The sequence below is a fragment of the Streptomyces sp. XM83C genome, from assembly GCF_023072675.1.
Lineage (GTDB): Bacteria > Actinomycetota > Actinomycetes > Streptomycetales > Streptomycetaceae > Streptomyces > Streptomyces thermocoprophilus.
In genome coordinates, this window is sequence record NZ_JALLGL010000686.1 from 1 (window position 1) to 294 (window position 294).

Below are 294 nucleotides of genomic sequence, written 5' to 3' on the forward strand. Positions count from 1 at the left end.
GGAAGTCGCCCGCTGATGACCGACGATCTTGTCGCTGGACTATCGCCCCGGACCTGGCCGAGCGTCCCGACACCTACGCACACCAGCCCACCTGACGTGCAGTTTTCACGATGCACACTTCTCATTCGGGGCGTGTCCCTTCTGTCGGGATGGGGCCCCGAGCAGCAACTAGCTGTATTGCCCTGAGAGGTTAGGAACGCGGCTGGCGGGTGGCTGGCCTTTCAGCGCGGTGTGTCCGCGGTGGTGATTGTAGGTGTGCAGCCAGTCGGGGAAGGCGTCGCGTCGTTGTTGTTC

General features: G+C 63.3%; 1 pseudogene. It reads right to left on the minus strand.

Annotated features, from left to right (window positions below):
* Positions 1–168: 168 nt before the first annotated feature.
* Positions 169–294: pseudogene (locus MTQ10_RS31070) on the minus strand (IS481 family transposase); the annotation flags it as partial.